The sequence below is a fragment of the Turicibacter sp. TJ11 genome (assembly GCF_021497505.1).
Lineage (GTDB): Bacteria > Bacillota_I > Bacilli_A > MOL361 > Turicibacteraceae > Turicibacter.
The window spans coordinates 1,284,654-1,310,496 of the sequence record NZ_CP069349.1 but is presented as its reverse complement, the minus strand read 5'-3'; the positions used below and the strand labels follow the sequence as shown (position 1 = coordinate 1,310,496).

Sequence of the window (25,843 nt, the reverse complement as noted above, 5' to 3'; positions counted from 1 at the left end):
TGAGTCAGATGAATCGTACACATAATAATGGAGAGTTAAGACTTGAACATGTTGGTCAAGTCGTAGAATTAAAAGGTTGGGTTGCAAAAACTCGTAACTTAGGGGGATTAGTTTTCATTGATTTGCGTGATCGTTACGGAATTACTCAGTTAGTGGCTAATCCTGAAACGGTGAGCGCTGAAGTATTAGAAGCGGCTAATAAAGTAAGAAATGAATATGTAATTGCTGTTAAAGGAACAGTGGCAGAACGTCAAAGTAAAAATCCTAACATGTTAACGGGAGATATTGAGATTGTTTTAGATGAATTAACAATTATCTCTGAAGCAGAAATGACACCGTTAATTATTGCAGATGAAACAGATGCGTTAGAAGATACACGTTTAAAATATCGTTATTTAGATTTACGTCGCCCAGTGATGCAAAAGAACTTTATCTTACGTCACAACATTTTAAAGTCAATTCGTAGTTATTTAGATGGAAAAGACTTTATTGAGGTTGAAACGCCTTATTTAAATAAATCAACACCAGAAGGAGCTCGTGATTATTTAGTTCCAAGCCGTGTACACGAAGGACATTTTTATGCTTTACCACAGTCGCCACAAATCTTTAAACAATTATTAATGGTTTCAGGATTTGAGCGCTATTATCAAATTGCACGTTGCTTCCGTGATGAAGACTTACGTGCTGATCGTCAGCCAGAGTTTACTCAAATTGATATTGAAACATCATTTTTAACGCAAGAAGAAATCATGAATATGATTGAAGAAATGTTAGTTAAAATGATGAAGGATGTTAAGGATTTAGAAATTCCGCGTCCATTCCCACGTTTAAGCTACGAGGAAGCTATGGCTCGTTATGGGTCAGATAAACCAGATACACGCTTTGAAATGGAATTAATCGCATTAAATGATGTCGTTGCTAACTGTGGTTTCTCTGTGTTTGCTCAGGCTGTTGAAGCAGGAAACGAAGTTAAGGCGTTATGCGTGAAAGGAGCAGCTGATCGCTTCTCTCGTAAAGATATTGATAAGTTAACAGACTATGTTAAAAAATATAAAGCTAAAGGGTTAGCATGGGTTAAAGTCGTTGAAGAAGGATTCAACGGACCAATCGCTAAGTTCTTTAATGAAGATGAAGTTGCTAATATTAAATCAGCAACAAATGCAGAAATCGGAGATTTATTATTATTTGTTGCAGATAAGAAATCAGTCGTTGCAGATAGTTTAGGAGCTTTACGTTTACATTTAGGTAAAGAACTAGAATTAATTGATGAATCTAAATTTAACTTCTTATGGGTAATTGATTGGCCGTTATTTGAGTACGATGAAGAAGCAGGACGATTCTTTGCTGCGCACCATCCATTCACAATGCCAAGCTTAGATACCCTTGATACATTTGATACAGATCCACATCATGCAAAAGCGCAAGCTTACGATATCGTATTAAATGGTTATGAATTAGGTGGAGGATCATTACGTATTTACCGCCCAGACATTCAATCACGTATGTTTGAAACATTAGGATTTACAAAAGAAGAAGCTGAAGAACAATTTGGGTTCTTAATCAATGCATTTAAATACGGAACACCTCCACACGGTGGATTAGCATTAGGATTAGATCGTATTGCTATGATTTTAACTGGATCACAAAGTTTACGTGATGTTATTGCCTTCCCTAAAAATGCATCAGCATCTTGCCCAATGACAGAAGCACCTGGTACAGTAGCCGATGCACAATTAGAGGAATTAAACATTCAATTAAAAAAATAAATAATAAAAGACCAATTTTTCAAAAAATCTTCTTTCGTTAATTCAACGATAGGTCTAAAGGTTAAAATGATAAAAAATCTTAGAAAAACGAGTCCCTCTTTTTCTAAGATTTTTTTGTTTAATAAAATTTAGGTTTAGTTTTTTTCTTTATATTATTTCAGTTTTTAATTGATTGAGAGGAAAACTATTTTTTATTTAAAGATAAAAACATGTATAAAAATGCAATTTTTTGTGTAAAAAAATAGTCAACTGTTTTCAATTATGTTTAAATCAGGTAAAATTATTTTATATGTCTTCTCTTCGAATAGTTATCACTATGGTTTGTGAAAGAAGCAGAATCCAACCAAGAAGTATGATAGGCAGAAGAGGTTATAAAAAATTTTATGTAGTTGTAAAGGAATTAGAAAGGGATGGGATAGACGTGAAGATGAAGAAGACGATGAGACATCCACTAATAGTTTTTGGAAGTCTTTCTTTGATTACCACATTACTACTAGTAGGGGTTTTACTTTATCAAGTTAAAGGAGTTACTGATAATGACAATAATCATTCAGTAAGACCAACTTCGCCGCTTGTTGAAGAGTCACGAGAGAATTATCAACTATCAGATATGGCAACAGCTTATCAAAAAGAAATTTTTGAAGAGCTAATTCAAGCTCAGGAGGATTATCAATCAAATCAAGCAAATTTAACGAAAGAAACTTATGTAGAATTAGTCGTTAAAAATTTTATTGCTGATTTTTATACTTGGTCTAATAAGACAGGACGTAATGATGTGGGGGGATTACAGTTTATTGACGAAGAGATGAAGTCTAATTTTAGAAAACAAGCAATTGATAACTTTTATGAGAATTTAGATTACTATCTTAAAGACTATGACGAAACCTCTTTATTGACAGTTAATAATGTTACTATTTTAGATGTTAATTTAGAAGATACAATAGAAGTAGTAGATGAAGTCATTGAATGTATTTCAGTTAAAGCAAGTTGGGAATATGAAAAGACTTCTTTAGAAGATGTTGAAAAGTTTCAGAATGAAGCTACATTTATTTTAACGGAATCGAATGATGACGTCGTTATAAAAGCTATCTTAGGTGAGTAAGGAGGGAAAGACATGTTTAGTCATAAAAATTTGAAATGGATTTATAGATTGATTTTATTCTTACCAATTATTCCGATAATTTGGAATATTATTTACTTTAATCAGTACTCGGGATTTGATTCTTTATTACGTTTAAATATTTCATTAATTCTTATCTTTTTGTATCTAACTGTTTTCTTATTTGGTTTATTTTTTATTAAATCAAATAACAAAGTTGGAACAAGTATTCTAACTGTAGTTTCGCTTATCGGTTTTTGTTTTGGATCTTATTTTGGATATGTTAATACTCGTGTTTATAATTCTTTAAATAATATGACAATGCAAGAATCAGTGATTAATTATAGTTTAGTGACAATGACGGATCGTTCTTTTAGTGAAGTTAGTGATTTAGAGGGACATACCATTGGAACATTAAACTTAACAAAGCAAGAGGTTATTGATAACATTAATCAGTTTTTAGAAGAAAATGAATTGAAAGATGAAGCTGAAGTTGAAAAATATGATTCACCGGTGACAATGATTCATGATTTATATGATGGAAAAATTGATGCTATTATTGTTGGAGACAACTATTCATCTTTATTTTCAGAGCAATTAGGATTCGAAGATATTAAAAATGAAACGAAAGTTTTAGCTAATATTGAAACAGTGATTAAACAAGAAGGATCTAACTTAGCAATTACTAACACCTCGTTAATTGATGAACCGTTCTCTATGTTATTAATTGGAGTTGATTCAACAGAGCAGGGACTAGAAGCTGCCTCATTAGCAGATTCTTTAATTGTAGCAACAGTTAATCCAAAGAATTTATCAGTGACCATGACATCTATTCCACGCGATTCATATGTTGAAATTCCATGTTTTAATAATACTAAAGATAAAATCACACACTCAAATAATGGTGGAACGACATGTGTTATTGAGTCAGTTGAAAAGATGTTTGATTTAAATATTCCTTACTATGTAAAGATCAATTTTAAAGGGGTTGTAGAGCTAGTTGATACAATTGGAGGGATTTATGTTGATGTTCCTGTTACGATTGAAGAACAGGACAGTAATCGCCAGTTTGGTGAACATTTGATTACCGTTGAAGAAGGGTATCAACACCTAAATGGTGAGCAAGCATTAGCTCTATCACGCCATCGTAAAACGTTAGCTAAAGGCGATTTAGGTCGTGCAGAACACCAGCAGTTAGTTATCGAAGGAATTGTTAATCAAATGCTAACAGAAATGAATACAGTGAATGAGTTTTTAGATCTATTAGATGTACTAGGAAATAACATTGAAACTAATATTTCAATTAATCAAATGACATCTGGTCTTCAATATTTATTAGGTCTAGTTCCAACTTTTAATGGCCAAAATCCACTAGATTTTATTCATATCAAGAGCATGGTTTTAAGTGCCCAATACGGTTATATGGATAACCCGTATTATAGTTTTAAATTAAGCTACGCGTTTCCGTATGAAGGGGCAATTGAAGATGCTCGCAACCAAATGTTGATTAATTTAGAAAAACAATCTCCAAACTTTAATTTTAATTTTAGCTTCAATGGATTCGAAGAGTATGAAGGTGCACAGTGGGTGAAAACATATTATAATGAGTCGCTTCCAAGTGGTGCATCAGAAAATAGTACAAGTACTGATGAGAGTATTGAAATAGAGACGCCTGTAAAAGGTGAATCTAATTCAACTGTAAATGATAACTTAGTAATAACACCACCAACTAGTAACTCAGGTAATACAGGTAACTCAACAGGTGGAGGAACAGGTAACTCAACAGGTGGAGGAACAGGTAACTCAACAGGTGGAGGAACAGGTAACTCAACAAATGGAGGAACAGGTAACTCAACAAATGAAGGAACAGATAACTCAACAAATGGAGGAACAGGTAACTCAACAGGTGGAGGAATAGATAACTCAACGAGTGGAGGACCAGACAACTCAACAGGTGAAGGAACAGATAACTCAGCAGGTGAAGGAACAGATAACTCAGCAGGTGAAGGAACAGATAACTCAACAGGTGGAGGAACAGACAACTCAGCAGGTGCAGAAACAGAAAGTTCAACCAGTGTAGAAAGTGAGGATAATTCACTAGTTCCAAGCTCAATTCAGTAGCTCGAAAATTTACTCACCTAAGGAAAACTCATTAAAATTATTTTAGAGTTAAATAATAAAACAAAGACAGTCAAAAGTCTTTAGAGAGAAGTGTGTGTCATAGGTATTTCTATGACACACCTTTTCATAATGTTAAAATTTGATAAAATATAGTCAATCGGAAAGACTATCAAATTAGAGGTGGTTCTATGCGTATGAAACATTCGCTACTAAATATGCTAGTAGCTACAATTCCTAGTTTAATTTTACCTGTCATCGGATTTGTGAAGTTCAGCTTGTTTTCACATATTTATGGAGATTCTATTAATGGATTATACTCAACGATGGTACAAATTATGGCGGTTTTAAACTTAGTAGAAGGAGGCTTTGGAGTTGCCTTTCAGCAAATACTTTATCAACCATTAGCTCATAGAAATGAGAAAAAGGTAACAGAATTATATAATGGAGCTATTTATCTATTTAGAAAAATAGGAATAATTATACTTGTTTTAGGAGTTATTGTTGGAGCTGTTCAACCATTATTTATTAGTCAAACTAGTGGACACATCTCTAACTTTTCAATCTATAGTATTTATTTTTTATTACTAGTACCTGTTGTTATTTCTTACTTTTTAATGGGACCAAATATCGTTGTTCAAGCTGATCAACAGTATTATAAAATTAATTTAGGGATACAAATCATTACATTATTACGTTCTATTTTAGTCATTGTTATTGCTATTATGGGGTTATCACTTGAAGTTGTTTTAATTTTAGATGGGATACTAAGTATTGCTTCATACGTCTATTCACGTGAAAAAGCTTTAAAGTTGTATCCATATTTAAGAAATAACCATGAAGGTCGAGATTTAAGTGCACTTGAAAATACAAAGCATGTATTTGTTCATAAAATTTCTGGTGTTGTACTATCAAATACAGATCCGGTTTTATTAACCTATTTTATTTCACCTTTTATGACCAACGTTTATAATGCTTACAATATGATTTGTTCTAGTTTAATTAAAGTTCTATATGGTATTATTCAGGCACCATCGGATAGTTTCGGTCATTTATTTTCAAGTGATGATGACCACAAGTATGAAATCTTTTTGCAGTATGCTAATTTTGCATTCTTTTTAAGTTCAATTGTTACAAGTATTTTATTTATTACAGCAACCGATTTTGTACGGCTATGGATGAAAGATGAACTGTATGTTTTATCATACTTTTCGGTTTTCTTATTTGCTATGAATACTTATTATTTAGTTTCACGTGAACCGTTACTAGTGGTTCGAAATGTAAATGGATTATTTAAAGAGACTAAAAAAATAGCTTTGTTATCGGCGATTACAAATTTAGGTCTTTCTTTGTTATTAGTCAAACCGTTAGGAATTGTTGGTATTTTATTAGGAACCTTTTTAACCCACTTAATCATAGATTTTTTTATGTCCGTACAACTCGTTTATCCTAAAGTATTTGGATTACCTTCATCGAATTACTATCAGTTTGTATTCACTCGTACTGTCATCATGTTTGGATTTACTTTTGCTGGAGTCTATTTATGGAGATTGGTTTTTCCAAATGGGATACAACATCTTATGATTTGGTTTATTGGGGCAACAGGCTTGGGAATTATTGCATTAGTTAGTTATTCATTCATTTATTATATGTTCTTTAATGAATTTAAATTGTTTGTAAAGCGAGCTACTCATTTACTTAATCGTAAAAGGGCTAATCACTAAACTGTAAGAAGGTAGGTAAAAGAATGTGTAAGATAAGTGTTATTATTCCTGCTTATAATGTTGAAGATTACATTGATAAAAGCTTTGAAAGTTTATTAAATCAAACATTTGAAGCGTTTGAGATTATTGCAATTAATGATGGTTCACAAGATCAAACGTTAGAAAAAATGAAAGTGTATGAAGCTAAAGATACTAGAATTCGTGTCATTGATAAGATAAACGAAGGTGTTGGTGCGACTAGAAATTTAGGATTAAGTTTGGCATGTGGAGAGTATGTCATTTTTATTGATCCAGATGATTATGTTCATGAAGACTTTTTAAAATCATTATATAAAAAGGCAATTGAAACGAAAGCTAATGTCATTATTTGTAATTATTATGAGTGTTATGAAAATAGTAATGATTTAGTGGAGATGAAAATACCCATTGAATCGAATAGTTTACTATCTATTAAAGAAAATAAAGATTTACTATTTAAAATTACACCAGCTCCATGGAATAAGTTGATTAAGACATCGGTGTTAAAAGATAATCATATTATGTTTCCATTAGACTATCGTAGTGAAGATTTAACTTTCACGCTTAAACTTTTAGCAAAGTGTGAAACATTAGCAATAGAGTCCCAATTACTTTATTATTACTTAGCTAATCGAATGAATAATGTTTCAAGTGCTAATGACGAACGAATATTACATACAATCCTAGCTTTACAAGAAATCATGAAAAGCTATCAAGAATGGAACTTAAAACAACAGTATGCCTGTGAATTAGAGATGCTAATGATTAAACAAATACAATATGAACTTCATAAAGTGATTTATATTTCAGATAAAAAAATGGCTTATGAGATCATTGATAAATTTTATGATTTCTTAAAATTAAATGTTGGGAATTGGAGGAATAATAAATACTATCAATCAATTAAGCGTGAATTAAGCTTAGTTGATAAATATCGATATTGGATTTACGAAAGTCCTAAGCGATTAAAGTTCTATTATCGTATTCGTCAGTTAAAGAAAGATTAAATATAAGAAGGTGATTAATTGTGCCGAAAGTGAGTATTATTGTACCCATTTATAATGTAGAGAAGTATTTAGCTCGTTGTTTGAAGTCCTTAGTGAATCAAACGCTACAAGAAATCGAAATTATTTGTGTAAATGATGGGAGTCCTGATCAATCACAACAAATCGTTAATCAATTTGTGTTAGATTATCCTGAAAAAGTCATCTCTGTTCAAAAGAAAAATGGTGGATTAGCCGATGCTAGAAATTACGGATTAAATTTTGCAAACGGAGAGTATTTATTATTTGTCGACAGCGATGATTGGATTGAGGAAAAAATGTGTGAAATCATGTACCATAAGGCGATTTCCGAATCAGCTGATTTAGTTGTATGTGATATTCAAAATGTTTATGAAGATGGGCATAAAGTATATATTTCCTGCGGAGATTTTATAGAAGGAAATGTTCGAACGCAACCCTCTTTATTAACGATAGATAATAGTGCCTGTAATAAACTATTTAAGAAAACATTATTTGAAGATATAAAATTCCCATTAGGTATTTGGTATGAAGACTTAGGATGCATTCCAATTGTCTTATCAAAAGCGCAAAAAGTAGTTAAAGTTAATCAAGCATTTTATTATTACTTTCAACGAGAAGGCTCTATTATGAATACTTATTGTGAAAAAAGTTTGGATATTTACCGAGCACTTCAATTAGTGGATGATTACTGCGGTAGTAACTATCGTGTAGAAATAGAGTTTTTATATATTAAAAACTTGATGCTTTATGGATGCTCTCGTCATTTAAACGTTGAAAATGGAGATATTTATATCAATCAAGCAGTGAATTTTATGAAGAAAAAATTCCCGTTTTGGTTAAGAAACTCGTACGTCAAAAAGTTAGTCGTTAAAGATCGTTTTATTTTATGGTTATATAGTAAAAGACGGTATGATTTAGTACGCATTCTTTTAAGTATTAAACAATCGCTAGGGAAGATGAGAAAATAGGGCATCTATAAAATGTGGTTAAGAATGATGGTTTACTCAAATTAATCATCAACTATTTAAGTCGTATAGCGATAGAATGATTGGAAGTGAAAATGTGTCAAAAAAAGTTTTATTTGTGACAGATGAAATGACGTTAGGCGGTGTTTCACGTGTTTTAAATAATTTATTAGATCAATTAGTTAGTCAAACTGACTATCACATTGATTTACTTGTTTTACACAAACATGGGGAAATGTTAAAAGACATTCCAGATAGCGTTAACGTCATAGAGGGAACAAAATTCTTTAGAGTCATTGATCAATCATTAAGTCAACTGCTAAAACAAAAAAATATTCCTTATTTAATCAATAAGTTATATTTAGTGAGTTTAATGAAAACAGGATTGATTGGCTATAAGATAAAAAAAGAGCGTAAAAAAATGAACCTAGGGCACTATGATGTTGAAATTGCATTTAAGGAAGGATTCTGCACAATTTTTGTTGCAAACGGGTCTAGCCCTAAAAAAGTAAATTGGGTGCATTTAGATTATAAGAAACAAAATTTTTCTTCAAATCATATGCCACTCATGAAAAAAACTTTAAATTCGATTGACACTAATGTTGCTGTTTCTGAAGTAGCTGCTCAATCATATGAGGAAGTCTTTAATCTTAAACAAAAAGTATTAGTGATTCATAATATTATTCAAAGTGACTTAATACGAAATAAGTACGAAGAAGATGTGCAAGAAGAGGATTTACATTTATTCAATAATCAATATTTAACATTTATAAGTGTCGGACGTCTAGTTTCACAAAAAGGATACGATCGTCTTATAAGTATACATAAGCGTTTAATTCAAGAGGGACTTATGCATAATATTATTATAATAGGTCATGGTGAGGATGAAGATTCATTAAGACAGCAAATTAACGAGCTAGGATGTCAAGAGACGTGTCGATTAATTGGTTATCGTGAAAATCCATTTGCTTATTTCAAATTAGCTGACTGCTTTTTATTACCTTCTCGCTATGAAGGATTACCAACTGTTGTATTTGAATCTTTAATTTGTGAAACACCAGTTATAGCGACAAAAGTAGCGGGGGTTGAAGAACAATTAAATCAAACTGATTTTGGATTAGTCGTAGATAATGAGAATGAAAGTTTTTATGAGGCCATGAAGCACATAATAGGTCATCCAACAGCGTTAAATAAAATGAAAGTTGCATTAAAACAATATCAATATCAAAATGATAAAATTATTTCTCAAATTAAAGAGTTGGTGGAGGGAAAATATGAAAGATAAAATAGTTAAGATCTTAAAAAGTCCAAAAACTTATTGCTCTTTAGTCTTTATTTTTTTAGTTATACAACCCATTGTTGATTTAGATTATCTATTAAATGATTTTTTAAAACAATATAATCTAATTGTTCCATCAACCGTTATTCGTTTTCTAGGACTTCCAGTACTTGCAATCATAGGCTTTTTATTTATTGATAAAAACAAAGATAAAACATTTAAAATGACACTCATCGTTGGAACTGTTTTAGTTATTTATTCACTGTTGCATTTTAAAACGATGAGAACGCTTGATATCAATTTACCAGATACGTTTAGAAGAGATTTAAAAATAGAGTTAAAATATATTTTAATGCTCATCTTGCCTTTTGTATTAATGTATTGTGTATATCTAGCTCGTTTTACAACAACTACCTTTAATAAGATTGTTATTATGACTTCATTTATTATTTGTAGTATTATCTTTATCACCGATTTATTTAGTGTTTCTTTCAGTAGTTATGGTGGAAGAACACAGGCTAACTTTTTATCTTGGTTTACAGGTGGATATGAGAGGTATCAAGATCCTAAGTTATTGATGTCTAAAGGACTGTACCACGCAGCTAATGTATTAGGTGCATTATTATTTATGCTTTTACCTTTGTTATTTAAAGCTTTATATGAAGTAAGAAAAAAATGGCCGATCTTTTTGCTCATTCTTCTTCATTGTTTATGTATGATGATGGTAGGAACCAGAGTGGCAACAATGGGTTCCGTATTAATCGTAATTGCAGCTTTAGTAACCTATATTGGATGCTCTGTTATTAGATTGACAAAGTTTAATTTAAACTTTTTATTGTCATTAGGTATTCTTACTTGTCTATTAATAGGAATTTATCCGTATACACCTGCTGTAAAGTATCAGTCATTTAATACCCAGTTAATTAATAATTTAAAATCTGAAGAAGAAAAAAATGATGCCGTAAATGAGATGTCTACACGGTTAGAGGCTTTGCAAAGCAATTTAGATGAAGAAGGGAAAAATGCTGTATTAATAGCTATTTTACGAGAAAATACTCAGTTAATGACCTTCCCATCTATTTATTATGATGAAATCTATCCAATTGAATTTGATCCACAATTTTGGAACTTTGTTGTAAATCAACCGTTTGAAAAGCGAAGTGATGCTAGAAAACTTCAAAAATTATTTTCTGACTATAAGTGGGACTTAATGAATGATGAAGAAAAGTTATTAGGAATGGGATTTGCTACGCTTAGTGAAGGACGATTTATTATAGAACAAGATGGATGGCGTCAAGTTTATACGATGGGATTAACAGGAGCCGTTCTTTTTATCTCTCCTTATCTCATTTTAATTTTAGCTTCAATAGTTAATGCTTTAAGACGATTTAGAACCGTTGTTAATTTTAGCAATTTAATGCTATTATTATCTACTATAGTTGGTTTAGGAGCTGCTTATTATAGTGGTCATGTATTAGACGAGATGTTTACCAATTTATATTTAGGATTTATTACTATTACATTATTTTTAAATACCCTCGTCAATAGAAAGAATTTAAAGAAGGTCGAGGTGAATTAATGCCTAAAGTTAGTGTTATTGTACCCGTATATAATGTTGAAAAATATTTAGAGCGCTGCTTGAATTCGTTGGTTAATCAAACATTAGATGATATTGAAATTATTGTCGTTAATGATTCCTCACCTGATGAGTCTCAAAAAATTATTGATAACTACATACAAAATTATCCGAATAAAGTGTTTGGATATATAAAGCCAAATGGTGGACTTTCAGATGCCAGAAACTTTGGAATGGGTAAAATGAGTGGAGAGTATTTTGGATTTGTAGACGGTGATGATTATGTTGAAGAAACAATGTTTGAAAAACTGTACACTACAGCCATAAAAGAAGAAGCTGATTTAACTTGTTGCGATTTTTATTGGGAATACCCTGATCATTTAAAAAAATCAGTGGATGGTCCTTATGCTAATGAAAAACAATTATTAGTTAATATGATGCCCACTGTTTGGAATAAATTATATAAAAAACAGTGGTATGAGAAGTTAGATGTTAAATTTCCCATTGGTTTAAGGTACGAGGATAGCTCTTTTTCAATTAGAATAGCTCCCTTTATTAATAAAATTGCCTATGTCAATGAACCCTTGATCTATTATGTTCAGCGTCAAGATTCCATTACATATACGCAAAATTCTAAAGTTGGGGATATGATTACAGTTTTTCAAGAGATTTTTGATTATTATAAAAAACATCAATTATATGATAAATATTATGATGAGCTAGAATATTTAACATTGAAGTATTTTTTAGGAAGTTCTTTTTTAAGGGCTTCTCAAATCCAAAATAAAGATTCACGTCATTTAATTCTCGAAGAGGGATGGAATCTATTAAACAATCAATTTCCTAATTGGAAGAAAAATCGTTATTTACTAAGTAAAAAAGATAAAAAACATTTATATTATCGATACACAAATCATTTTATTTATAAAATGTTAGCTAATAGTATTTATGTACTTAAAGTAAAACTTAAAAAGTAATGTGGTGATTAAGGTGAAAAAAGGAAAAGTTTTATTTTGCTCTAGTGCAGGTGGTCATTATACAGAATTACTGCAACTAAGTCATCTCATAAAAAAATATAATGGGGTCATTGTTACCGAGAAAACAGCCATTTCACAAGAAAGTTCTTTTCCTACAGAATACTTAATGTATTGTTCGAAAAATGATGGTTGGATCTATATTTTTGAATATCTCTATGTTTGGTTGGTTTCTTTTATTTATTTTATTAAGTATAATCCAAAAGTTGTGGTGTCAACAGGAGTTCATTCAACTATTCCTATGTGTGTGTATGCGCGTTTATTTTTTAGAAAAGTTATCTATATTGAAACAGTGGCTAATGTTCATACGCCATCTGTTAGTGGCAAGTTAATGTATAAAATTGCGACAGATTTCTATGTACAATGGGAGGAATTACTTGAAGTATATCCAAATGCCATTGTAGGAGGGTGTTTATTTTGATTTTAGTCTTGTGTGGAACACAAAAACAGAATTTTACACGTATTATGCGTCTAGTAGAACCAATCGCCGATAAAGAGGAGATTGTTATTCAGGCAGGGCATAATCATTATGAAACAGACAAAATGAAGTTATTTAGTTTTATCCCTGCTGATGAGATGAGTGAACTTTATGAAAAAGCTAATTTAATTGTAACTCATGCAGGAGCAGGATCTATTTTACAAGGAATCCAACATCAAAAAAAGGTCATTGCAGTTCCAAGATTAACAAAATATCATGAGCACGTTAACGATCATCAAATTGAATTAGCTAGTAAGTTAGAACAACTAGGGTGTATTTTAATGTATAAAGATGGAGAAGATTTTCTAGCACTATACGAAAAATCTAAAACATTTCAACCATTACCATTTAATCAAAAAGGAAACATAGGTGACTTAATTGATCAAAGATTAGAACAATACTTGAGTTAAGGTGGAATGATTATGAAACAAGCTTTTTTAATTGTTGCTCATAAAAATTTTGATCAGCTTGTCAAACTGGTTGAATATATAGCAGATGAAGAACATCATGTTTATTTACATATTGATAAAAAAAGTGAAAATCTATTTCATCAGCTAAGAGATTATTTCAAAACTTATGAATATGTTTATTTGTTAGAGAAGCAAATCTCAGTTAATTGGGGAGGGTTTTCTCAAGTACAGGCCACGTTATTACTATTAGAAAGTGCATATAAACAGCAATACGATTTCTATCATTTAATCAGTGGACAAGATTTATTTATTAAGTCTAAGCAGACAGTTGATGAATTTTTAGTTCAATACAAAGGACATCAATTTTTGGAAGTAATTGATGATGAAAAAAATTTATGGCGTATCAAAGGATATTATTTGTTGAGTGATTGTAGATATAGTCGTTCTCGACCATGTGCAATTCTTAATGATTGGTGTTCTAAGTTTTTTAAGAAGTTTCCAATTCGCAAAAATTTGAAAGGTTTTAAAATTTATAAAGGCGCAAATTGGTTTACTCTATCAGGAGACTGTACGACCTATATTATGGAATATTTAAAGAAACATCCAGAATATATAAGAGGATACAAATATACTTTATGTGCAGATGAACATTTTTTTCAAACGTTAATCTTAAATTCTTCATTTAAAGATACGGTGATCAATGAGACACTTCGGGAAATTCAATGGAACGGACAGTCTAATCCTAAAGTATATACGATAAACGATTACGAGATGTTAAAACAAAGTACCGCTCTATTTGCAAGAAAATTTGATAGTTATATTGATCATGAAATTATTGAAAAAATATATAAAGATATAGCTATGTGAGGAATAGAAAAAAGCTATACGAATTATTAATTCGTATAGCTTTTTTCAAAATAAAAAACACAAGCATAGCTTGTGTTTCTCCAAAATACCGTAGGTGTTAGGATATAAACCCGCTAAATTAGCAGGTGGGCATCGTATCTAATACGTTAGGAGTCCTAGGTGGAAAAAGCTAGGCATTCAACACGGTATTAGAGCGTCGGATTCCCTTATCAGAAGTGTTCGGATTTAAAGAACTAATCACCTTACGCATATTCCAGATGTTAATTAGATTTTATCATGTTGCTAGTCAAAAGACAATAACATAGCTTAATATATTCAATCAATAACATCTTTATTATAACACCAAATTGATTGACAATCTTAGTTAAGATTGTTAGATTATCTTTTCATCACCTTACATGTTTAGGGGACATGAAGAGGAGATTCATTTGATCATCTAATTAAAATGTATGTGTGTTTATTCGGTATAAATATGAGGCTCAATCAATTTGGATTTTTATTTTATCATGTCTGTTAAGTTTAATCAATAAAAAAATATATTTTAAGAAATTTTTAAATAGTTTAATTTATAAATAAAAAAACACGAGTATAAAACTCGTGTTTTTCCTTAATGCCCCGGAGTGCCGTAGGTGTTAGGATAAAAACCCGCTTTGAAAGCAGGTGGGTATCCTGTCTAATACATTAGGATTCCCAACAGGCCGTTGGGCATTCAACACCGTATTAGAACGCCAGATTCCCTTATCAGAAATGTTCGGATTCAACAACTAATCACCGTACGTACATCCCAGGGGATATTAAGAGTAGAGTGTATATTCATTACAATCATAAAATGAAATTCAGAATATACGATGACAAAAAGAGAAATAACTAGTTATTATGAGTTTATATCTTATATAATCGCTTAATTACAGTGACTTGATGTTGCATACCAGCATCGAAATATAGGTATTATAACGGCAACAAATGCTCACTGCAAAGTTACTTCTCTTCCTGACAGTTATATTATAAGCAAAAAATTTAGATTTAATCATAAATAAAGTAAAAAAACTTATTATAATTTTTTTTGAGAGTCTTCATAGCATTTTGCACATAATAAAGGTATAATCAGTTTATAACATTTGATATAGGAAAAGTAAGGAGCTTCATGTTATGTTACATCAATTTTCTAGAAATGAATTGGTATATGGACCAGAAGGAACAGAAATTTTAAAAAACAGTACCGTTGCTATTTTAGGGATAGGAGGCGTCGGATCTTTTGCTGCGGAGGCCCTAGCTAGAACTGGTGTCGGAACATTGATTTTAATTGATAAAGACGTGGTTGATATTACCAACGTCAATCGACAAATTCACGCAACATTAAAAACGGTAGGTCGTTCTAAAGTAGAGGTAATGGCTGAACGCATTGCAGAGATTAATCCAAATTGTCAGGTCATTCAAATGCACATGTTTTATAATGAAGAAACAGCACCGACATTGTTTGAACATCATATTGATTTTATGGTGGATGCATCAGATACAATTACATTTAAAATTCATTTAATTAAACAATGTTTACGTCGTAAGATAAAGTTTATTTCATCGATGGGAGCAGCTAATAAGTTAGATCCAACCAAGTTTGAAATTGCAGACATTCAAAATACGTCTTATGATCCGGTTGCGAAGGTCATTCGTACAAAACTAAAAAAAGAAAAAGTTAATGGAAAGGTACCGGTTATTTATTCAACCGAGAGTCCAATCATTGGTCGTGAGGACACAATAAAAGTGGTTGGTAAGGAAGATAGTGAAGTACGTAAGCAGCAATTGCCACCCGCTTCAAATGCTTTTGTTCCAAGTGTAGCAGGATTAATTGCAGCTAGTTATGTCGTTCGTGAATTAACGAAGTCCATTCCGATTCGTCGAAAAGGTCAATAAATTCTAAAAGGGATGTGAAAACAAAATGAAACAAATCGTTTTAGCTGGAGGATGCTTTTGGGGGGTAGAAGCATACTTCAAACGTATTAAAGGAATTATACAAACAAAGGTTGGTTATACCGACGGAACAACGATTAATCCAAGCTATCAAGAGGTTTGTACCGGAAGAACGTATCATGTTGAAGCTTGTGAGTTGATTTATGATGAACAGGTGATTTCACTTGAAAAAATCTTAAAACATTTATTTTCAATTATTGATCCAACTATTTTAAATCGACAAGGTAATGATGTTGGAACTCAGTATCGTACGGGAATTTATTACGAAGATGAATCAGATGCTCAAGTAATTCGTGATTTTATCCAAAAAGAACAAGCTAATTACGAGCAGATGATTGTTGTTGAGGTTAAGAAGCAGACAACCTTTTACGATGCAGAAGAGTTTCATCAAGATTATTTAACAAAAAATCCTATGGGTTACTGCCATGTTAACTTATATCGTATCCCAAAAGAAGATTTGAAGGATGAGTATCGTTAAAATTAAAAAGATTAGCCTGTGCTAATCTTTTTAAATTGAGATTATTTTGAAGAGAGAATGAATATGAAAGGATATTAATGGGAGTGGGTGGATTTAAAAATGAATCGAATTAAAGAAGTAATCAAGCAAAAGTCAAAAGAGTATCATGAAAAGCGTGTTTTTTGTGAACATCAAGTAGGATATTTTATAGGAGTGTCACTAATTTTAATCGCAATAGGATTATTTGTTGAATATAGCTATTATTCAACCATTGGTTATTTAGGTAAAACAATCGCATTTGAAATTTTGAAAATACATGTCATGAAATTAGCTATAATTTTAGGATATGCCTGGTTGAATGATTTAATATTAGCCTTTATCGTTAGAACGATTCCTAAATCAATCAAGCAAGCTATTTGTTTTCCGTTTAAAAGACCTACGTTTTTATTTACCTTATTATTAGTTTTAATGCTATCACTAGATGGGCCTATTTCTGTTTTTTGTGTAGCCATTACAGCAATCGCTATTTTTTCGCAAAATACAAAAAAAGGACATACGTTTTATCGGATCCATCCTGTTTTAATTGGTTATTTTATCAGTGTTTTAGGAATTTTATTTACTAACAATAATTTAGGATTAATTGAACTTCCACCGATGTTAACAGCACCTTATGTAGAAGTGACTCATTCGTTAAATCCGTTAACTTATTCTCAATTTAAAGCTGCTTATTATTCATTAGCTACCGTTATCTTTGGGATTTTTGAAGGAAGTTTATGTTTTACACTGATTATTCCCTTAATCGTATGCGCCTTATTTTTGATCAAACGAAAAATCATTGACTACAAATTATTAACGATTTATTTAGGAATTTACACATTAATAGGAATTAGTTTAGGTTTTATTTTTCAGTATCCCTACTGGATTAATGTGTTATTTTTATTAAATGGTTCAATTTTTATCACAGGAATTTTTCTTTTATCTGATTTAGTTATACTTGAAAGTTATCACAATTATAAATATGTTTATTGTATTAGCTTAGGTATTTTATCTGCTTTACTTTGTTATTTTTTTGATTTTATGGCAGCTCCCTATCTTGCTTTAGCCATCATACAACTTTTAATGTGGTTATTTGATGGAGTGAATAAAATCATTCATGCAAAAAATTAAATGATGACATAAATCTAAGAGCTCTAACTGATGTTGGAGTTTTTTTATAGTTAAAATAAGCATAATCATACTTTAGACACTTATAATATAAAGACAATAGTAGCAATTAGTTGAGATAATGAGGTGTTAGAGATGAATGAATTTTTCAATAAATATAGCAGGATTATTCGTTTTTTATTGTATGCAGTATCTTTTTTAATTAGTTTAGTTATCTTGTTTTTATGTATTCAAACATCTTCAGTCTGGGGGAGAATTTGGAACGATATTCTAGGAAGTTTATTTCCTTTTTTTGTGGCATTTTTACTAGCCTACATTATTCATCCACTTATTCTATGGATTGATCGAATTCGGCTACCACGTGTGATTTCTGTCTTTTTATTTTATGCTGTTGTTTTTGGAAGCTTATATGGAATTGTTTCCTGGTTTTTACCAACGATTATTCGCGAGGTTCACGACTTAGTTATGAATTTACCAACCTATTTAACAGCGATTCAAAATCAATTACTTATTTTTGATGAACAATCGGGTTTACATTTATCTGATTTATTTTTAAGTCAATATAGTAAGTGGGTCAGTACATTAACGGAACATATTCGTGAGGTAACAGGGTTTACATTTAATATTGTTTTTTCAATTCTCGGATCCTTAATGTTTATTGTCATTGTGCCCATTGCATTATTTTATTTTTTAAAGGATTATGAAAAAATTCTAAATGGTTTATTAAATTTAGTACCTACTCGTTATCGTTCTCACGTAGCCTCTATTTCTAGTTTGTTAGATGATTCATTAGGATCGTACATTCGTGGACTTGCTATTATTATGGTTTGTGTTTCATTAATCGCGACAGTTTTACTCATGTTTGCTGGGATTGATTATGCTTTATTATTTGGATTTTTAATTGGACTCACTGATTTTATTCCATTTATCGGTCCGTTTATTGGGGCTATCCCTGTTCTTATTTTTGCCTTGTCTATTTCGTGGAATAAAGTTTTATTAGTCATCATTATATTAGCTATTTTACAAGCAGTCGAAGGCAATTTTCTTCAACCATTTATTATTGGACGTAACTTAGACATTCACCCTTTGTTTATTATGATGCTAATGATGGTTGCTGGAACTTTACTTGGACTAAAAGGGGTATTCTTTGCTATTCCAGTTTTTTTAGTGATTCGTACCATTAGTCGGTATATTAGTGACTTGAAACATTAAATAATGTTAAAAAGACTTTCATTGATAGAGATTTATTAGAAAAACAAAAAATGACAAAAAATATAATTATATGATGAAAACTGTTTTAAAATATAGTTATTTTTGGTAGAATTATTTATGATTTGTTATATAGTCCCAGTCATCATAAATAACTTTATATTATTTTTCATAAAGACCGAAGTTTTTTGTTTTTTTACAATAAACCTAGTAAACTTCAGATATAATAATAAGGACCTGTATAGCGTGATTTTAAAGTCATGAGGAGGACTTCATATGAAAGCAAGTAAATACATTGATCATACTGTTTTAAAACCTGAAACAACAAAAGCTCAAATTTTAACGTTATGTAACGAAGCTAAAGAACATGATTTTGCTTCAGTTTGTGTTAACCCATCATGGGTATCTGTTTGTGCTGAGGAGTTAAAAGGGACAGATGTTAAAGTTTGTACAGTCATTGGATTCCCTTTAGGAGCAACAATGAAAGAAGTTAAGGCTTTTGAAACAAAATGTGCTATTGAAGCAGGAGCAACTGAGATTGATATGGTTATCAATGTAGGGGCTGCTAAAGATGGTAATTGGGAATTAGTATATGAAGATATTAAAGCAGTTGTAGATGCAGCTAATGGAACATTAGTTAAAGTGATTATTGAAACATGTTTATTAACGGATGAAGAAAAAGTAAAAGCTTGTGAGATGTCTGTTAAAGCTGGAGCTCACTTCGTCAAAACATCAACTGGATTTTCAACAGGTGGAGCAACGGTTGAGGATGTTCGATTAATGCGTCAAACAGTTGGTGAAACAGTAGGAGTAAAAGCATCTGGTGGTGTTCGTACATCTGAAGATATGAAAGCTATGGTTGAAGCTGGAGCGAACCGTATCGGAACATCTGGTGGAGTAGCTTTAGTTCAAGGTAAAGAAAATACAACAGCTTATTAATCATTAATTAAATTAAAGGAGTGAAAGTTATGTCAATTCCAACACCTCATATTGAGTGTAAAGAACAAGGGATCATTGCTGAAACAGTTTTATTACCAGGAGATCCATTACGTGCAAAATTTATTGCGGATACATTTTTGGAAGATGTGGTTCAGTTTAACACTGTACGAAATATGTTCGGATATACAGGAACATATAAAGGGAAAAAAATCTCTGTTATGGGATCTGGAATGGGGATTCCTTCAATCGGAATTTACTCATATGAGTTAATCCATTTTTACGGAGTTAAGAACTTAATTCGTATTGGTTCATGTGGATCAATTCGTGAAGATGTTAAAATTCGTGATGTTATCATTGGAATGGGAGCTTGTACAAACTCTAATTACGCTGCACAATATGAGTTACCTGGAACATATGCTCCAATTGCTTCTTGGGAATTATTAAACAAAGCTGTAACAGTAGCAAATGAAAAAGGAATCAATGTTAAAGTAGGTAATATTTTATCATCTGATACATTCTATGATGCTCAAAAAGATTCATGGAAAAAATGGGCTTCAATGGGTGTTATGGGAATTGAAATGGAAGCCGCTGCTTTATATATGAATGCTGCTTATGCGGGAGTGAATGCATTATGTATTTTAACTGTTTCAGATTCATTAGTCACACATGAATTAACAACAGCGGAAGAACGTCAAAATACGTTCACTCAAATGATGGAAATTGCTTTAGAATTAGCTGAGTAATTTTAAAAAGAACAATCGTTAGCGATTGTTCTTTTTGTTTAGGACATTTAAGAATGATTGTCTTTTTTGAGAAGAATCTCGTCTTAAAAAAAGGTATAAAATTAACATTCTAACTGATATTAAATAAAGTAATAATAAAAGGATAAAGAATATAAAAAATTAAATAAATGGATTAACAATCTATCTGTCTTTTAGTAATAATGATAGAAGTTGATTTAAATAGGAGTCATTTTTCTTCTTTCATCTAATTATTATTTGAAAATTAAAAAAGATCTCATTCACGAAACATATCACAGGTAAATGACTCGAACGATGTAAGCAAACATCAAAAAATCGTTTAGCTATTAATTGAGATAGCTTAAAAGTAATGATAAAAGTAAGTCAATTACAGGATATAAAACCATATGAATTGTCTAAGACAATAGATACTTATTTATTAGACAATTATAAAGGTTATAAGCTTAATCGTGCATAAGTTCTTGTCGTGAAAGATCCATGTTCTTGCTAAATAAAAGGAGATTGTATTTATTTCATGTTCTACATTTGAAAATCATAATTAAAATGGAACTTTTTTGATTTAATGTTTAAAATATCCTATAATGAAGAAGCATAAAAAAGATATTAACTATAAATAGGTGGTGACTTTATGGAAGTTCGTCAATTTGATGATTTAGGTTATACATTAACGGTGATCAAAACAGATAAATTTAAAACGAATTTGATTTCAATTTCTTTTCAATCTGAAATTGATCGCGAAACAGTAACAAAACGTTCTTTACTTCCTTATGTTTTACGTTCAGCAACAGAAAAATATCCATCAAAAAAAGAGATTAATACATACTTAGAATCTCTTTATGGAGCATCTTTATCAACGACTGTTGAAAAAAGAGGAAAGATGCATAATATTAAATTTTATCTGTCACTCGCTAATGAAAAGTTTTTAGGCGATCGTGAACCATTACTAGAAGAGGGGGTCGAACTTTTAAAAGAAGTTATTTTAAATCCTCTATTTATTAATGGAGCCTTTAAAGAACAAGTCGTAGAAATCGAAAAACGTTTATTAAAAGAATACATTGAATCTATTTATGACGATAAAGTTTCTTATTCTTTACAAAAGCTTGTGGAGACGATGTGTCAAAATGAAAGCTTTAGTATTAATTCAACTGGATATGTAGAAGATTTAGTAAACATTAGTGCTAAGTCTTTAGTAGAAACTTATCAGCAAATGTTAAATGAAAATCAAGTAAATATTACAGTAGTTGGAGATATTGATCATGAAAAAGTGCATGATATTTTCAAAAAATACTTTGATTTTCAACATCGTTCAGTTAACTTACAAGTGATTGATAAAGAAGATAAAGTCATTGAAGAAGTAAAAGTTATTAAAGAAGAACAAGATATTGCTCAAGGTAAATTAAATATAGGATATCGTACGTATACTCGTATTGGAGATGAAGATTACTTACCTTTACTAGTATTTAATGCCATGTTCGGAGGCTATGCTCACTCTAAATTATTCATAAATGTTCGTGAAAAAGAATCTTTATGTTATTACTGTGCTTCTCGCTTAGATAATTACAAAGGTTTAATGTATGTTTATTCAGGTATTGAATCGCAAAACTATGAAAAAGCATTAAAAATTATTGATAAACAGCTAAAAGACATGATGGCGGGTAATTTTACAGATAAAGAAATGGATTTAGCTAAAAAATCATTAATTAATTCAAAATTAGAATCAATGGATCAAGCTTCAGGGATGATGGCACATGAGGCACTAAATCGCTTATTATCAAAACCATTAACAGTAGAAGAATGGGTTCGTGAAGTCAATTCAATTACAGCTGATCAAATTGTCTCAGTCGCTAAAAAAATTAAAGAAGATTCGATTTTCTTCTTAACTGGGAAAGAGGTGGCAGAATAATGGAGTTTAAAGAATTTCCCCAATTACAAGAAAAGCTATATTATGAACAATTAGAAAATGGTTTAGAGGTTTACATGTTACCTAAGGCAGGATTTAATAAATCATTTGCGACGTTCACAACAAAATATGGATCAATTGATAATCAATTCGTGCCGATTGGTCAAAGTGAAATGAAACGTGTTCCGGATGGAATTGCTCACTTTTTAGAGCACAAGCTATTTGAAAAGAAAGACTATGATGTCTTTGAAACATTCTCAGCACACAGTGCTTCTTCGAATGCTTTTACGTCATTTACAAGAACATGTTATTTATTCTCATGTACAAGTGAGTTAAAAGAAAATTTAACGACATTAATTGACTTTGTCCAATCACCGTATTTTACGGAGCAAACTGTTGAGAAAGAAAAAGGAATCATCGCACAAGAAATTAAGATGTATGATGACAATCCTGATTTTCGTTCATATTATGAAATCATCGGAAATTTATTTAAAGAACATCCAGTAAAAATAGATATTGCAGGAACAGTAGAATCCATTCAGGATATTACGGCAGACTTATTGTACGAATGCTATAATACCTTCTATCATCCATCAAATATGTTATTATTTGTAATTGGCGATTTTGATGTACAAGAAATGATGACTTTAGTTCGTGACAATCAATCAAAAAAAGATTATCAAAAAGAAGATACGATTCCTCGTCAATATCCTAAAGAATTACCGCAAGTTGTTCGTAAAGAAAGTACATTAGAGATGGAAGTAGGAACAGCAAAAGTATTTGTTGGAGTTAAGGACGCCATTAATCATGGTGAGGGAAAAGATCTTTTGAAAAAAGAAGTGGCCTTAGATATTATTTTTGATTTAATGTTTGGTAGTTCTTCAGCATACTATGAGGAAATGTTAGATAAAGGATATATTAACGATACGTTCTCATATGAAACAAACTGTGAGCAATCATTTGGATTTTCAATTATCGGTGGAGACACTCGTTATCCAGATGAACTAGCTGCTAGTTTAAAAGAAACATTATTATCTATCCCTAATATGACATTTGATGAATCAGAGTTTAATCGAATTAAAAATAAAAAGGTAGGTCGTTTCTTATCCGCTTTAAACTCAGTTGAGTTTATTGCTAATCAATTTACCCAGTATGCTTTTAATGGTGTTCAATTATTTTCAATTGTAGATGTTTTAGATGAATTAACGATTGAGGATTTACATCAATTAGCTCAAAATTATTTTGTTGATGATCATATGAGTATCTTCAAATTATTACCTAAACAAGCATAAAAAGCTCCCCATCGGGGAGCTTTTTATGATAAATAAAAAAAGGAGAACCGATGGGGGGCATCAGTTCTCCGAGAGGGGAATAGTATAAGGTTGCATTGGTACTTAGCGAAAAAAGTTTGCTAAGTTCATAACCCAATACGTTTGTTTGATGAGGGGATGTAAAAAATTAAAAATGGAATGAAAAACAATAATGAAAGGAATGTATTGCATGAACGGGGGGGGTGTTCATGAATACATATGAAATTATATCAAAATTCGACAAAGTTATGTGTCCTTTTTGTGTTCAAAACTCAAAATCAGAATGAACACGTTTTCGGAGTAAAAAATAAATAAATGATAAAAGGAAATAGATAGGGCAGATCGTATATATAAGTGAATATGAACAAACAAACTCTAAAGGAGATGATTTTAATGTTAAATAATGTTGTTTTAGTTGGTCGAGTGGTGCGTCAACCTGAGTTAATACAAACACAAGATGGAAAGAGAGTATCAACGATTACACTCGCAGTCACACGCTCATTTAAAAATGCTGCAACTGGTGAGTACGAAACGGATTTTATAAATATCACCCTCTGGGAAGGAATTGCACGAAACGTTGTTGAGTATTGTGGTAAAGGTGCTATTATCGGTGTTAAAGGCCGTCTAGTTCATAAAACATACGAAATTCCTAATCATAAATCAATTCGTGTCGTTGAAGTTGTTGCTGAGAAGGTCTCGTTTATTCAAACAAAAACAACTGATCAAAAAGATCAGTTAGAAACTGAAAGAGTTAAAGAACTGGCTATATAAAAATAAACGTATTTTTATTAGATGTGAAGCATGAATCAGATTTTTAAACCTCAATTAGATATTTCTCGTATATTTATTAAACCGCTAATCTTAGTTTAAGTAGCGGTTTTTTAAGTTTAAACTAGTCTTTAAGGTTAGGAAAAGAAGTTTTTAAAACGTCTTGAACTTGAAACAATTATCTGTCAAAATAGAAAGATAGAGATTAACGAAAAGCGGTGACATGATGATTATTACTACAGCATTTGATGAAACAGAAGAACTGATTGTAAAAGCAAAAAAACTTTCTGAGTCATTAAACGTTCCATACATTGCTCGAAATAAAAAAACAGTAAAGTATATGTTAGAACATAAAGATGCACAGATTTTTGTTGTGAATAACCAACGTGGGCTGAGTTATTATGAAAAAGGACATGATGAAATTTTCTTTCATCCTAACATGGCAATGCATCGAATTAAACAAATAAAGAGTGGACAATCGGATAGTTTAGTTACGGCTTGTCAATTGAAAGAAGGGATGACCTTTTTAGATTGTACGTTAGGATTAGCATCTGATACACTAGTAGCTAACTATGTGACAGCTTCTAAGGGGAAGGTAATTTCTCTTGAAAAAAGTTTTCCTTTATCGGTTCTAGTCAGTGAAGGATTACAATATTATGCTACTCATGAAAAACCTGAGTGGAAGTCGCTGATTGATCAAATCAATATTGTTCATACCGATAATTTAGACTACTTAAAACAGTGCCCTGATCATTTTGTTGACGTTGTTTATTTTGATTTTATGTTTAATCAATCTGTTGAAAGTTCTCACGGGATTAAGGTTATAAAACCCGTTGTCTCATATGATATGATGACAAAAGAGCATGTCACAGAAGCTCTAAGAGTGGCTAAACAGCGTGTCGTTGTAAAATCAAGTTATGGAAATCACTCTATTAGTGAGCTTGGCTTTACAATTGAACGTCAAAATCAAAAGCGACATTTCTTTTATGGCGTGATTGAAAAATAATT

22 protein-coding genes and 2 other RNA genes are annotated in these 25,843 nt (G+C 31.1%); 22 read left to right on the top strand and 2 right to left on the bottom strand.

Annotation, left to right across the window (positions count from 1 at the left end; all coding sequences use genetic code 11):
- Positions 1-8: 8 nt before the first annotated feature.
- From aspS to JRC48_RS06045, 12 genes are all read left to right on the top strand, one after another.
- Positions 9-1,766, top strand: a complete 1,758-nt coding sequence (gene aspS, locus JRC48_RS06100; RefSeq protein ID WP_235070957.1) for an aspartate--tRNA ligase — start codon at positions 9-11, stop codon at positions 1,764-1,766.
- A gap of 421 nt (positions 1,767-2,187) precedes the next feature.
- A complete protein-coding gene (locus JRC48_RS06095) occupies positions 2,188-2,868 on the top strand; it encodes a hypothetical protein (protein ID WP_235070956.1) in 681 nt (226 codons plus the stop codon).
- Between the two features lie 12 nt (positions 2,869-2,880).
- Positions 2,881-4,986 (top strand): LCP family protein, encoded by a 2,106-nt coding sequence (locus JRC48_RS06090; RefSeq protein WP_235070955.1) that lies wholly within the window; start codon positions 2,881-2,883, stop codon positions 4,984-4,986.
- Between the two features lie 194 nt (positions 4,987-5,180).
- Positions 5,181-6,707, top strand: coding sequence for a hypothetical protein (locus tag JRC48_RS06085; protein ID WP_235070954.1), 1,527 nt, complete (start codon positions 5,181-5,183; stop codon positions 6,705-6,707).
- Positions 6,708-6,730: 23 nt separating this feature from the next.
- Positions 6,731-7,732, top strand: coding sequence for a glycosyltransferase family 2 protein (locus tag JRC48_RS06080; protein WP_235070953.1), 1,002 nt, complete (start codon positions 6,731-6,733; stop codon positions 7,730-7,732).
- A gap of 20 nt (positions 7,733-7,752) precedes the next feature.
- Positions 7,753-8,718 carry a glycosyltransferase family 2 protein gene (locus tag JRC48_RS06075; protein ID WP_235070952.1) on the top strand — a complete coding sequence of 322 codons (966 nt, stop codon included), beginning with the start codon at positions 7,753-7,755 and terminating at the stop codon, positions 8,716-8,718.
- 94 nt (positions 8,719-8,812) lie between these two features.
- Positions 8,813-10,000, top strand: coding sequence for a glycosyltransferase (locus tag JRC48_RS06070; RefSeq protein WP_235070951.1), 1,188 nt, complete (start codon positions 8,813-8,815; stop codon positions 9,998-10,000).
- Positions 9,990-11,573: an O-antigen ligase family protein gene (locus JRC48_RS06065; protein ID WP_235070950.1), complete on the top strand. Its 1,584-nt coding sequence runs from the start codon at positions 9,990-9,992 to the stop codon at positions 11,571-11,573. The genes JRC48_RS06070 and JRC48_RS06065 overlap by 11 nt, the downstream gene beginning before the upstream one ends.
- Positions 11,573-12,547, top strand: a complete 975-nt coding sequence (locus JRC48_RS06060) for a glycosyltransferase (protein WP_235070949.1) — start codon at positions 11,573-11,575, stop codon at positions 12,545-12,547. Before JRC48_RS06065 ends, JRC48_RS06060 begins: the two co-directional genes overlap by 1 nt.
- A 13-nt stretch (positions 12,548-12,560) precedes the next feature.
- A complete protein-coding gene (gene pssD / locus JRC48_RS06055) occupies positions 12,561-13,025 on the top strand; it encodes a PssD/Cps14F family polysaccharide biosynthesis glycosyltransferase (protein WP_235070948.1) in 465 nt (154 codons plus the stop codon).
- Entirely contained in the window at positions 13,022-13,492 is a 471-nt protein-coding gene (locus tag JRC48_RS06050) for a glycosyltransferase (RefSeq protein WP_235070947.1), read from the top strand. The genes pssD and JRC48_RS06050 overlap by 4 nt, the downstream gene beginning before the upstream one ends.
- A 12-nt stretch (positions 13,493-13,504) precedes the next feature.
- Positions 13,505-14,359: a beta-1,6-N-acetylglucosaminyltransferase gene (locus JRC48_RS06045; RefSeq protein WP_235070946.1), complete on the top strand. Its 855-nt coding sequence runs from the start codon at positions 13,505-13,507 to the stop codon at positions 14,357-14,359.
- A 73-nt stretch (positions 14,360-14,432) separates the two neighbouring features.
- Here the strand turns inward: JRC48_RS06045 and ssrS (JRC48_RS06040) are convergent.
- Positions 14,433-14,622: non-coding RNA, 6S RNA (gene ssrS, locus JRC48_RS06040), on the bottom strand.
- Between the two features lie 345 nt (positions 14,623-14,967).
- Positions 14,968-15,153: non-coding RNA, 6S RNA (gene ssrS / locus JRC48_RS06035), on the bottom strand.
- A 355-nt stretch (positions 15,154-15,508) separates the two neighbouring features.
- On the opposite strand from ssrS (JRC48_RS06035), the gene JRC48_RS06030 reads away from it, so the two are divergent.
- The 10 genes from JRC48_RS06030 (at position 15,509) to JRC48_RS05985 (ending at position 25,841) form a co-directional block, all read left to right on the top strand.
- The gene (locus JRC48_RS06030; RefSeq protein WP_235070945.1) at positions 15,509-16,270 is read left to right on the top strand and encodes a ThiF family adenylyltransferase; all 762 of its coding nucleotides are present in this window, start codon (positions 15,509-15,511) and stop codon (positions 16,268-16,270) included.
- Positions 16,271-16,295: 25 nt separating this feature from the next.
- Positions 16,296-16,805 carry a peptide-methionine (S)-S-oxide reductase MsrA gene (gene msrA / locus JRC48_RS06025; RefSeq protein WP_235070944.1) on the top strand — a complete coding sequence of 170 codons (510 nt, stop codon included), beginning with the start codon at positions 16,296-16,298 and terminating at the stop codon, positions 16,803-16,805.
- Positions 16,806-16,904: 99 nt separating this feature from the next.
- Positions 16,905-17,951 carry an RnfABCDGE type electron transport complex subunit D gene (locus JRC48_RS06020; RefSeq protein WP_235070943.1) on the top strand — a complete coding sequence of 349 codons (1,047 nt, stop codon included), beginning with the start codon at positions 16,905-16,907 and terminating at the stop codon, positions 17,949-17,951.
- 132 nt (positions 17,952-18,083) lie between these two features.
- The gene (locus tag JRC48_RS06015; RefSeq protein ID WP_235070942.1) at positions 18,084-19,160 is read left to right on the top strand and encodes an AI-2E family transporter; all 1,077 of its coding nucleotides are present in this window, start codon (positions 18,084-18,086) and stop codon (positions 19,158-19,160) included.
- A gap of 273 nt (positions 19,161-19,433) precedes the next feature.
- Entirely contained in the window at positions 19,434-20,096 is a 663-nt protein-coding gene (gene deoC / locus JRC48_RS06010) for a deoxyribose-phosphate aldolase (RefSeq protein WP_235070941.1), read from the top strand.
- A 29-nt stretch (positions 20,097-20,125) separates the two neighbouring features.
- Positions 20,126-20,839, top strand: a complete 714-nt coding sequence (gene deoD / locus JRC48_RS06005) for a purine-nucleoside phosphorylase (RefSeq protein WP_235070940.1) — start codon at positions 20,126-20,128, stop codon at positions 20,837-20,839.
- Between the two features lie 646 nt (positions 20,840-21,485).
- Entirely contained in the window at positions 21,486-22,760 is a 1,275-nt protein-coding gene (yfmF, locus tag JRC48_RS06000; RefSeq protein WP_235070939.1) for an EF-P 5-aminopentanol modification-associated protein YfmF, read from the top strand.
- Positions 22,760-24,049 carry an EF-P 5-aminopentanol modification-associated protein YfmH gene (yfmH, locus tag JRC48_RS05995; RefSeq protein WP_235070938.1) on the top strand — a complete coding sequence of 430 codons (1,290 nt, stop codon included), beginning with the start codon at positions 22,760-22,762 and terminating at the stop codon, positions 24,047-24,049. Before yfmF ends, yfmH begins: the two co-directional genes overlap by 1 nt.
- Before the next feature lie 411 nt (positions 24,050-24,460).
- On the top strand, positions 24,461-24,838 hold the full coding sequence (gene ssb / locus JRC48_RS05990; protein ID WP_235070937.1) for a single-stranded DNA-binding protein: 378 nt from the start codon (positions 24,461-24,463) through the stop codon (positions 24,836-24,838).
- Positions 24,839-25,061: 223 nt separating this feature from the next.
- Positions 25,062-25,841: a class I SAM-dependent methyltransferase gene (locus JRC48_RS05985; protein ID WP_235070936.1), complete on the top strand. Its 780-nt coding sequence runs from the start codon at positions 25,062-25,064 to the stop codon at positions 25,839-25,841.
- Positions 25,842-25,843: the final 2 nt, after the last annotated feature.